Genomic DNA, 9741 nt, shown 5'->3' on the forward strand with positions numbered 1-9741 from the left:
ACTGCGCTCCTCACGGTACCATCAACGACGGACCGGACCATAGCGGTTATGTATTCTATCCTATAGTTCGACGCCCGCGAGGTCGGATTCCAGCGTTTCGACGTGATCGTTGTACGCCTCCACGAAGCCGCGGAACTGTGGTGCGTACTGACGAACGTCGGCCGCCGAGGGCGCCTCGTACTGCGAGAGGAGGTACACGCCGCCGCTGCCGCCCGCGCGGAGGTACGAGACGCCGTCGCGCTCCCACTTCAGCTCCCATCGGGTCCCGTCGACGCGGGCGGCGTAGGTGCCGTAGTCGCCGCCCTCATAACGGTGCAGTTCGCCGGCCATCCGGTCACAGGCGTCGCGGACGGCGTCGAGCACGCGGTCTCGCTCGGCGACGACCGTCTCCGTAGTCGTCGCCTCCGGGAACTCGGTGGACACGTCGTCGAGGACGCCCTTCAGCGAGTCGACGTACGCGTTGAACCCGCGGACGAACGCGTCGTAGTCGGCCAACGCCGTCGCCAGCGGCCCGGGTTCCGGATCGCGCTTCGTCGAGATCACGTACACGTCCGACCCGCTCTTCGGAGAGAATCGAAGGTACTCCAGGTCGCCACCCTCGTACTTCACCGTCCAGGTACCGCGGTCGGTGTCGACATCGCGGCTACCGTAGTCGCCGCCCTGCAGCAGCGCCAGTTGGTAGGCGATTCGGCCGGCGTGGTCGCGGACAGCCTCGACGATCTGGTCGCGTCGGTCGGGGACAGCGTCCGCGTCAGTCGGGTCGACCGGGGGCCAATCAGTCACAGCGATGGGAGACGCCGCCGGGGCATAACCGTCGCGGTATCCATCGGGTGTGCCGATCGCGTGTGCCGATCTGTCGTCGTCAGGGTCAGGCTTGTTCGACGTGGGTGGGCGTCTAGCTGTGCGTGAAGATGTACGCCTGTCCGTCGTCGACGCCGACGCACAAGTCCAACTGCTTCGAGAGGTCCAGGCTCGTGGGGTTCTGCTTGCAGACGACGAGGTCGTCGAACGGTTTCTCGCACGCGGGACACGCGACCGCGACGGTGTTCTGGTAGGACTTGATCGCCGCGTTGTCCTCGCGCTTGGTCAGCGACGTGAGTAGCTCTTCCGTGTCGATGTCCATGCCTCCCGATGCGGGTCACACCTAATTAATCATCAGGAACCGACAGGCCCGGAATCGCTCCGGTCACACCCGGTCGATCACCGTCTCGGCGAACCGCGTCAGCGACGCCCCTGGGTCGTCCCCGTCCGTCGGCGAGACGAGGGTCTCGACGACGGGTCGCTCCTCTCTATCCCCCCGTCAGCGGGTACCCCGCGCCGAACGTCAGATCGTCGTCACCGAAGAGACGGTCGTACCCGCGATGGTCGCTTCAGTCGGTCACGCGCCACCGGCAGCGCCCAGCGCGTATTTCGTTGGTAGTCCCAGACGGTGCGCGACAACGTGATCGGTGTCCGGTCCTCTCACCGCATCTGCGGGTTTCACGTCGCCTCGAACGTCGCCACGATCCCGGCGTGATCCGAGGGCCACATCGAGACCCTCCCATCGTCGCCGTCGACCTCGAGGCGGTCGCTCCGCTTGTGGTTCACCCGGCGGGCGTCCGTGGCCCGGAGAGCGCCACGGCGGAGGACGGCGTCGATCCGCCGACTCAATTGCGACCGGTCGTTGCGGAGGTCCGGCGACTGACAGCACGTGTTCCCCTTCGACCGGGGTTTGACCCGGTCGTAGGAGTCGGTGAAGCGTTCGGTGAGCACCCGGTAGGCGGCCGGATCGTACTCCGGGCCGCTGTTGAGGTCGCCACAGAGGACGACGGGGTTCGTCCCCCGGAGGTCATCGAGCAGCTCTCGCGCCTGCACGACGCGCAGAAACGACGACACCGACTCCAAGTGCGTCGAGACGGCGGTGAATTCGACTTCGTCGGTCGCGATGTCCGCCCGCGCGTACCCCCGACGGAGCGCGACCTCCTGATCGGTTCCCGGAACCGGGAGCGCAAGGTCCGCCTCGTACGAGTTCGTGACGACGCCGTCGACGTCGACGCCGGCCCGCACGAGGAGCGCGTTCCTGTCGGTGACGCGCAGGTCGACCGGCCCGTCGTCGGTCTCGGCGGGGAGTTCCGCGTCCGAGGTAGCCGTCACCGCCGCGCGTTCGTATCGGAGCCCCCGCGCCTCCAGTGCCCGCTCCACCTCCGCGAGGATGTCGACGACCACGGTGTCCGCGCTCTCTGCGCCCATCGATGCGAAGTCGCCGGGTTCCTGTTTCCTGAACAGGGACGCCTCCTGGAGCGCGACAACGTCGGCGTCCGCTGCTTCCACCGCCGCGCTGACGGCGTCAGCCCGTGCTCGATACTCCGCGGACTCGACCTCGGACAGGAAGCGCCCGACTGTACGGCGAAGCTCCCCGTACGAACGGGCGCCGAGCAGCCGCGAGAAATCGAGGCCGAGATAGACGTTCTGTGTCAACACCGTCGCCGTCGGCTCCGATGGCGTCGCCGCCCGCCCAACCGTCGGGCTGCTCCCCGCGAGGGTCGCCCCTACCGCCCCCGCCAGTCCCCGAAGGACGGTCCGACGGTGGGGACCCGACGCTGATTCGCCAGTCTCGTATGCACCCATACCGGTCGCTCGCCACCGAATGGTTTCGTTATACGGAAGTATTGGGTTCGTAGCCGATCTGTATCGCCCCGCGATCCGGAAATGCGAGTTCCGTCGCGGGCGTCGCGGTCGAATCGGTCGGGCGTCGGGCGACGGGCCGAATATGTCCTCGAGAGTACGACCTGCTTACCGCCGCCCCCGATCCAGTGGCTCGCCAACGTCGATGTCTCCGCACCTGTGCCAGTTCAGTACAGAGTGGACGCGTATCGGTTACTGACGTTTGTAGACCAACCAATATGAGAGTGGGAGTGTGACCGCTACCTATACTCACTCCTTCGTTCCGAAACACATAGACGAGTGGTCTGACAAACGACATCTGTTATCAATGCCCTCCAGCGACGAAGACCTCGCCATTCAGACGAGTGACCTCCGGAAGACCTACGGCTCCGAGGTCGCCCTCGACAGTCTTTCGCTTGCCATCAAGCCGGGGACTGTCTACGGCTTTCTCGGCCCAAACGGCGCGGGCAAAACGACCACAATGCGGCTCCTGACCGGCCTCACACAACCGTCCAGCGGAAGCGTCCGGATCAGTGGCGTCGACGTCGATAATCGACGCTCCCTCGCCCCACATATCGGCTACCTTCCCGAGACGCCACCGCTCTACGAGGAATTCAGCGCCCGCGAACAGCTCGAGTACGTCGCCGACCTGCGCGATATCCCCCAGGATATCGCCCGAGAGCGAATCGACGAGTACCTCGATCGATTCGACCTGACCGGGGACGCCGACAAACGAATCGACGCGTACTCGAAGGGAATGCAGCAGAAAACCGCGTTCATCCAGAGTGTCCTGCACGATCCTGATGTCCTGTTCTTAGATGAACCCACATCGGGGCTTGATCCCCGGGCCGCACGCACCATCCGAGAGTCTATCACCGACTTCGCCGACACGGGGACGACCGTCTTCCTGTCGACACATATCCTCCCGGTCGTCGAAGCTGTCGCCGACGCAGTTGGCGTGCTATTCGACGGCCGACTCGTCGCCGAGGGAACGCCTGCGGAAGTACAGGCGCGTGCGGAGACAGGCGAAAGTGGGTCGCTCGAAGACGCCTTCCTCGCCGTCACCAGTGAGCCCGACGCAATCGCAACTTCCGAGCGAGAATGAATCTTCGAGACGACGTTCGCCACGGGCTCCGCATCGGCCGTGCGGAGTTCATTCGGAGTCTTCGGGGGTATCTCGGCAACACGCGTCGGCTCGTCGGGCTTGGAATTGCCGTGTTGTTCTTCGGCGGAAATCTTCTCTTCGCGCTTCCGGCAGCGTACGTACTCGGTCTAACCGCTCGCTCCGTCACCGAGGTTCCGTTCTTTGGACCTGCTGCGACTGCCATTCCCATCGCACTCGTCCTGTTGGCGATGCTCCGGACGCTGGAGCGCATCGGGAGCATCGAAGCCGAAGATCTCGTCTTGACGGCAGTCCATCCACGAGCAGTCGTCCTCGGACTCATCACCGCTGAAATCGGGCGACTCTTTCTGTGGTTCGGACTCCCGGCAATGGCGTTCGCTGTCACGTTCGCACTGGGTTTGGGGTCCCCGGTACTCGTCGTCACAGGAGGCCTGGTCGCGGTGCCGCTCATCTGCTGTACTGCTGTCTGGGGCTACGCTGGTGGGCTCGGTATCTTACGGCTCCTGCGGCGTCTTCCCGGCGTCCATCGTCTCCTGAAAGCAGGTGGCATCCTCGCGATGATCGGGCTCGTCGCTGCGTCGCAGTTCCTCGGACAGTACGTCGTCGAAGAGGGGCTCTCGATACAGCGGTTGCTCGCGGTGTTCACCTTCGAGCCCCTGGTCGAGTACGTCGCGCTCGCCTTCCTCGGAACGCCCATCGCGCAGCCGACATCAGCGTGGTCGGTTGCAGTGTTCGGTGGGTTGCTCGCCCTCATACCGGTTGGTCTAGCGATCGCGACCAAGCAAGCCTCTACACTCTGGTTCACGGACCCGCCGAATCGGAGTACGTCGAACCAGGTGCGCACGTCGACCGGCGGATTCACCGCGCCACAGCCGTTCGCGTGGACCAAAGCCGGCCGCGTCGCGTGGGGCGTCCTCGTTCGCGGCCGTCGCAACCCACAGGAGCTGAGCCACCTCCTGATGGCCGTCTTTTTCGTCGCACCTGTTGGAATGACTGTCGTGCAGTCGTCGAATGACGCCATTGGACTCCTCGTCGCGGGGATGGGCGTGGGTCTCGGGACGTACCTCGCGGGTGCGACCTTCGGCTTGAACCCACTGGGCGACGACCGCCCCCAGTTGCCGCTGCTGTTACTCACCGAGACGACGCCTCGCACTCTCGTCCGAGGGCGACTGCTTGCCGGTGTCACCGTTGGACTCCCGGTCGCCGTGCTCGTCCCACTTGGCTCGGTCCTGCTCGGAACGTCACTGACCCACGTCGTCGCGTTCGCGGTCGTGAGCCTCGGAATGTGTCTTGCCGCGGCGATGTTCGCGGTCGGAATCGGATCGTCGTACCCCATCTACGAGGAACGCGAGTTCTGGGGCACCGAGTCAGTCGTGCCGTCTACGCTCGTGATGCTGGGATATCTGTTCGTCGTGGGGGGCGGAACGATCCTCGGACTGATCGTCACCTGGTTCGCGATCAGCGGAAACCTGGTCGTAACACCCATATTCGTCGTCGGGTTCGGACTCTACCTGCTGGTGACTGTGGGTGTGTCGTACGGGGCGTACCGGTACGCAGTTCGTCGGTATCGTCGGTTCACCGTCGAATAGAGACGGACTGACCACCCAGTCCTCAGTCAGCGTCACACCTCCTCGATAACGGTCTCGGCGAACCGCGTCAGCGAAGCCTCGGGATCTTCGCCGCCCGCCGGCGAGACGAGCACGTGGTCCACGCCCATATCGTCGAGCGTCCGGAAGTACTCGACGAACCACTCGGCGCCGGCGCGGTAGCCGAGGTGGCGGTGTTCCGGATCGGCCTCCGGATCGTCTGCGAGTTCGGTTCGGACGGCCATCGCGTACGGCTTCTCGCGGGCGGCAGTACGCCAGTCGTCGAGATACGACTCCAGCGTCGACTCCGGGAGGTGATAGAAGAACCAACCGTCGCCGTTGTCGGCGATCCATTCTATCGATTGGCGGGCGAACCCGGTCGGCAACAGCGGGATCGTTCCCTCGACCGGCTTCGGGACCACGTCGAGGTCGCCGTCGAGTTCCCCCCACGGTCCGTCGGCCTCGGGGAACTCGTCGCTCCAGACGGTCCGAAGGAGGTCGATCGACTCGCGGAACTGATCCCCGCGATCGTCGATATCGACGCCGAACGCAGGGAACTCCGGGTCGCGGTCGCCGGTGGCCACGCCCATTACCAGCCGGCCGTCCGAGAGATGATCGACGGTCGCTGCGCTCTTGGCGACGTGTAGCGGGTGCCGAAGCGGGAGGACGACGCTCGCGGTGCCGATCGCGACCTCGTCGGTGTGGGCCGCGACGTGGCTCAGCCACGGCCAGGTGTCGTACGTCTGGCCGGCGTCGCCGAAGCGCGGCCAGTACAGCGGCACGTCCCGCGCCCACAGACCGTCGAAGCCGACCGACTCGGCGTGTGCAGCTAGCGCCATCTCCTCGTCGACGGCGGGACGCGACTCGCGGGCGTCCGTCAGGGGGAACCCCGCGCCGAAGGTGAGATCGTCGCCGTCGAAGAGGCGCCGGTACCCGCGGGTGTCGGAGGCATCAGTCACGGAGCCGTATCGGTTCGGGAGTCGTATGTCGGCTCCGGTGTGGGTTCGAACCGCGCCGACTCATCTTCGCTGTCCATTCGAACACATGTAATCTACAACCTCGAGCGCTCGGTCGACTGTGACTTCGACGGTATCAATGGATTCACCATACCAGATGGCGACAAAAGAGCTATAAAATAACCACCAAGTGTACGAATATGCCGATCTGTGGAAACTGTGAGGGCTTCGTCACGCAACGGTATGTCGATGTGTTTGCGCCCAGTGGGTCAGAGACGGTTCGCGTTTGTCCAAACTGCGAGGATCTCATTCGAGACGGCAATGGTGTCAGAGAAGCACGCAGCGCGAGGCAGTGACCGCTGTTCCCGGCAATACAATCGAAAATAGGTACAATAGGTAACTATCGCACAATGTTCAGTATTCATCGGAGCTGTGTACCAGTCTTCACATAGACACACGCGAGACGGTGATGACCATCTCGAATGACCGGAACTTGTGCGTTTCCTCGTTCACCTACCCGGCCAGTTCGACTCCAGCAACTCGGTGCAATCGCTCACACCCAGTGAGTACGACCCCGTAGCGGTCGAAGACTTACCGTCCTGGGGATGATGGAGATCACCATCCAACAGCCACAACACCGCGTCTGCCGCGTGGAGAACGTTCCTCTCGCTACTGGAATACAAATGCGAGCGCGAGAGGGGACGCACTTCGTTGCGGTTAACCCGCGAGGAACGACGAAGCAGTGCGCGTCTTGTGATGTTTCGACGGAGAAGCCGTTGTGGGTCCGTGAACACTCCTTTCCTGCCTGCGGGTTTGCAGCGGATAGGGACGCAAACGCAGCGTGGAATATCCGTTCTCGTGGTCTCGAAGATGTAGGAGTGGGACACGCCGAATCACAGACTGTGGAGACTGCGCTCCCTGTGGATACGTCCGTATCTGCAAAGCGCGTCGTGGAACCAGGAAGCCCTACCCTCACGGAGCGAACGGCCTCAGCCGTGGGCGAGTAGGGTATTGTAGTTCACAAGCCCCAACGGAGGCCGGACATCGTTGCGACAATGGCGACCATCAGGACGAGCTCAACTAGACTCAGCATGCCGTACTTCTTGTTCAGAGATGCGAGTCGCTCGTGGTCAGTATTGTCGGCAGCGATTTCGTCGAACATTCCTGCCGTGAATTTGTGAAGTGGGCCGAACCCGAGAACGAGCAGCGCAATCGCGAGGACGAATGCCGCCCACAGTGATGGGGTCGGAGATGCCCACAGCCCCATCATACTGGCGAGACCAATTCCCGAACCGACCACACCGACGGAGACTGGTTCCATGAGCAGATTCATCTTCGGTACGAAGCCTTCGGCAAACTCGACGTTCGCGTCCTCGGAGAGACTCCCCATGACTGGGCCGAGTACGACCGCTCCGAGCACTGCCGTCCCGAACCAGAATGCGCCGAGAAAGAGGTGGACGGTGAACATGACTCGGACATCGGTCGAGAGGTAGCCCAAGACGGGGAGTACAAGGGGAACGGCGATAGCACCGGCCGCAAACGGTCGGGATGCCGCATCAGCCATCAAACTGTACCGCTCGCGTCGATTCGTCGGTCTGTGTGTATCAGCCAATGACATGCAATATCTACCTCACTGACAAGTAAGTCAAAAGTAAGATACAAAAAGTGAGTGGATTGACGCCACCGAGGGTGGGATACACAGCGTTCCTTCCACGGGCGAGGACATGGAACGGTCAAGACAGGGTATGTGAAGACCCCTGCACCACCGAGATATTTATTTGCGCCAGCGAGAGAGTGGCGCGCGTCGGTAACCATACCGACGGGCGTTGGGGTGGTTCAGATGCAATGGTCATCTACGCGCTCGTAGAAGCATCGACAGAAAACGAAGCATTGGCTGCAGGGAAAACAGTGTTCGGCCGCCTAGTCGATGCGGACCCACACGCTGGCGACATACCAGATTCACGATATCCGGTCGCGGAGCGGATCGGTGCTGTTCGCGAGGGCCGGCCGAGCGCCCGGACGTATCTGGTTCCCGAGAAGTCGAAAGCGGGGGCAACGAGTGGCGGTTCGCGGAGCGGACAGCCGGGACGTCGACGAGGAAGTGGTCCACGTGCGGGACGGTCGCGGTCGCGGTTCGAAGCCGGGTGAGGTGTGGTCGGTCCCGCCCCGGCGACGCTAGCACCGGAGGGAGTGAAGCGACCGGAGGCGCGCAGCGAGTCGCGGCGGTTCGACCGCGCCGACTCCCGGCTCGGACTGGGACACCAGCGACGAGTTCGCGGTCGCCGAAGCGGTCCTCGAAGCGGTCCCGATGATGTATCACAAAAATAGTAGGTCGGCGGTCGACGTACAGTCTCGAATGGGGCCGCTCCTCGAGCCTCTCCCTACGGGGCCGATGCTGATCCCACCGCGCCACTCACGGTGCGGATCACAACTCGCCGCTATGGGGACAGTCCCACTGGTCCCCCTGGACAACCGGAGCGGACTACCCCCACCGGGGCCGATGCTGGTTGCGGCAGATTGCCCACTCGTCTGCGGTCGTCACGGGCCGGGTCGACACTCCATCTCGACCCCCCGCGGAAGGCGGTCGCGGACGCCGTCGCTTCGACCCCACTCGGAGGAGTCGCGGCCGCGGTCGGACTGCGTCGATCGTCGCCGAGCTGGCGCTGTCGATCACACCCCTCGGGCAGAGTGAAACGGTGGCCACTCGACTGGCCTGGCTGTCGAACTTCTCGGGTTTCCGATATAGGGATCCAGCCCCCACCTGACGCTGTCGCTGTCGCGGTTCGACTCAATCTCAGTGACGCTGAACCACCCCCCTCTCCTCGAGGCCGACTGCCTGAAGTCCACTCATCGAGTAGCCTCGATCGACTCTCGCTTACACTGGACCCACCCCCCTCTCAGTCGTCATCGTCGACCACACGATCTCCATCGGCAGGGCCGAGGTCTCGTTCGCGGTCGACGTCGATCGACCTCCTGCTGTCGCCACTCGACCAACCCCCCAGCCCTCGAAGAGGCCATGAAAGGCAACTGGTACAATGAGGGCCCACTGCCCGCTTGGTGGTGTCGACTACTGTCTGGCAGTCTGCCACAGAAGACAGGGCCTTTCGAACTCCGTAACGTCATATAGGGGGTTATTCAATACGGTCTTTATGTATCCCTCCCCCGCGCTCAAACCCTGCAAAAAAGGGGAGTCAACTGAAGAAATTCTTGAACAAAGTATTCGTACAGATTTGAGGGTATCAGTGGCCATAAGGAGGAAATACGTGATAGATTGCGAGGATAATAACTCCATGGTCGATCGCCCTGTCCACACCCCTGTCCGGGACAAATTCATACCCCTGTCCACCCATTGCCGTACAGGGATTTTTGATGATTGGATGATTGTAATAACTGAGAGTGTATTTCCGGAGCCGAAATTAGCGGTGGACAGGGT

The 9741-nt window shown here is 63.0% G+C and carries 8 protein-coding genes and 2 pseudogenes; 5 read left to right on the plus strand and 5 right to left on the minus strand.

The window, feature by feature from the left end; all coding sequences use genetic code 11:
* Positions 1-60: 60 nt before the first annotated feature.
* The 3 genes from K6T50_RS18165 to K6T50_RS18175 form a co-directional block, all read right to left on the minus strand.
* The gene (locus K6T50_RS18165) at positions 61-783 is read right to left on the minus strand and encodes a profilin-fold protein (RefSeq protein WP_222609252.1); all 723 of its coding nucleotides are present in this window, start codon (positions 781-783) and stop codon (positions 61-63) included.
* 112 nt (positions 784-895) lie between these two features.
* The gene (locus tag K6T50_RS18170) at positions 896-1123 is read right to left on the minus strand and encodes a DUF7385 family protein (protein WP_222609253.1); all 228 of its coding nucleotides are present in this window, start codon (positions 1121-1123) and stop codon (positions 896-898) included.
* Between the two features lie 356 nt (positions 1124-1479).
* Positions 1480-2460 (minus strand): endonuclease/exonuclease/phosphatase family protein, encoded by a 981-nt coding sequence (locus tag K6T50_RS18175; RefSeq protein ID WP_222609254.1) that lies wholly within the window; start codon positions 2458-2460, stop codon positions 1480-1482.
* Positions 2461-2971: 511 nt separating this feature from the next.
* On the opposite strand from K6T50_RS18175, the gene K6T50_RS18180 reads away from it, so the two are divergent.
* The gene (locus tag K6T50_RS18180; protein ID WP_222609255.1) at positions 2972-3748 is read left to right on the plus strand and encodes an ABC transporter ATP-binding protein; all 777 of its coding nucleotides are present in this window, start codon (positions 2972-2974) and stop codon (positions 3746-3748) included.
* On the plus strand, positions 3745-5355 hold the full coding sequence (locus K6T50_RS18185; RefSeq protein WP_222609256.1) for a hypothetical protein: 1611 nt from the start codon (positions 3745-3747) through the stop codon (positions 5353-5355). The genes K6T50_RS18180 and K6T50_RS18185 overlap by 4 nt, the downstream gene beginning before the upstream one ends.
* A 32-nt stretch (positions 5356-5387) precedes the next feature.
* Here K6T50_RS18185 and K6T50_RS18190 read toward each other — a convergent pair whose 3' ends face one another.
* Positions 5388-6311 (minus strand): TIGR03571 family LLM class oxidoreductase, encoded by a 924-nt coding sequence (locus K6T50_RS18190; protein ID WP_222609257.1) that lies wholly within the window; start codon positions 6309-6311, stop codon positions 5388-5390.
* Positions 6312-6508: 197 nt separating this feature from the next.
* Between K6T50_RS18190 and K6T50_RS19355 the strand changes: the two genes are divergently transcribed.
* Positions 6509-6664 carry a DUF7563 family protein gene (locus K6T50_RS19355; protein ID WP_425601417.1) on the plus strand — a complete coding sequence of 52 codons (156 nt, stop codon included), beginning with the start codon at positions 6509-6511 and terminating at the stop codon, positions 6662-6664.
* A 208-nt stretch (positions 6665-6872) separates the two neighbouring features.
* A pseudogene (locus K6T50_RS18195) lies at positions 6873-7315 on the plus strand (RNA-guided endonuclease InsQ/TnpB family protein); the annotation flags it as partial.
* 11 nt (positions 7316-7326) lie between these two features.
* Here the strand turns inward: K6T50_RS18195 and K6T50_RS18200 are convergent.
* Positions 7327-7872, minus strand: a complete 546-nt coding sequence (locus K6T50_RS18200) for a hypothetical protein (RefSeq protein ID WP_222609258.1) — start codon at positions 7870-7872, stop codon at positions 7327-7329.
* 281 nt (positions 7873-8153) lie between these two features.
* Between K6T50_RS18200 and K6T50_RS19380 the strand changes: the two are divergent.
* A pseudogene (locus K6T50_RS19380) lies at positions 8154-8267 on the plus strand (DUF7995 family protein); the annotation flags it as partial.
* Positions 8268-9741: the final 1474 nt, after the last annotated feature.

Origin of the sequence: Halobaculum magnesiiphilum, assembly GCF_019823105.1 — an archaeon.
Lineage (GTDB): Archaea > Halobacteriota > Halobacteria > Halobacteriales > Haloferacaceae > Halobaculum > Halobaculum magnesiiphilum.

Excerpts from the sequence above, each read along its gene's own strand:
- K6T50_RS18200 (WP_222609258.1), bottom strand. The coding sequence starts at position 7,872 with ATGGCTGATGCGGCATCCCGACCGTTTGCGGCCGGTGCTATCGCCGTT.
- K6T50_RS18180 (WP_222609255.1), top strand. The coding sequence starts at position 2,972 with ATGCCCTCCAGCGACGAAGACCTCGCCATTCAGACGAGTGACCTCCGG.
- K6T50_RS19355 (WP_425601417.1), top strand. The coding sequence starts at position 6,509 with ATGCCGATCTGTGGAAACTGTGAGGGCTTCGTCACGCAACGGTATGTC.
- K6T50_RS18170 (WP_222609253.1), bottom strand. The coding sequence starts at position 1,123 with ATGGACATCGACACGGAAGAGCTACTCACGTCGCTGACCAAGCGCGAG.
- K6T50_RS18185 (WP_222609256.1), top strand. The coding sequence starts at position 3,745 with ATGAATCTTCGAGACGACGTTCGCCACGGGCTCCGCATCGGCCGTGCG.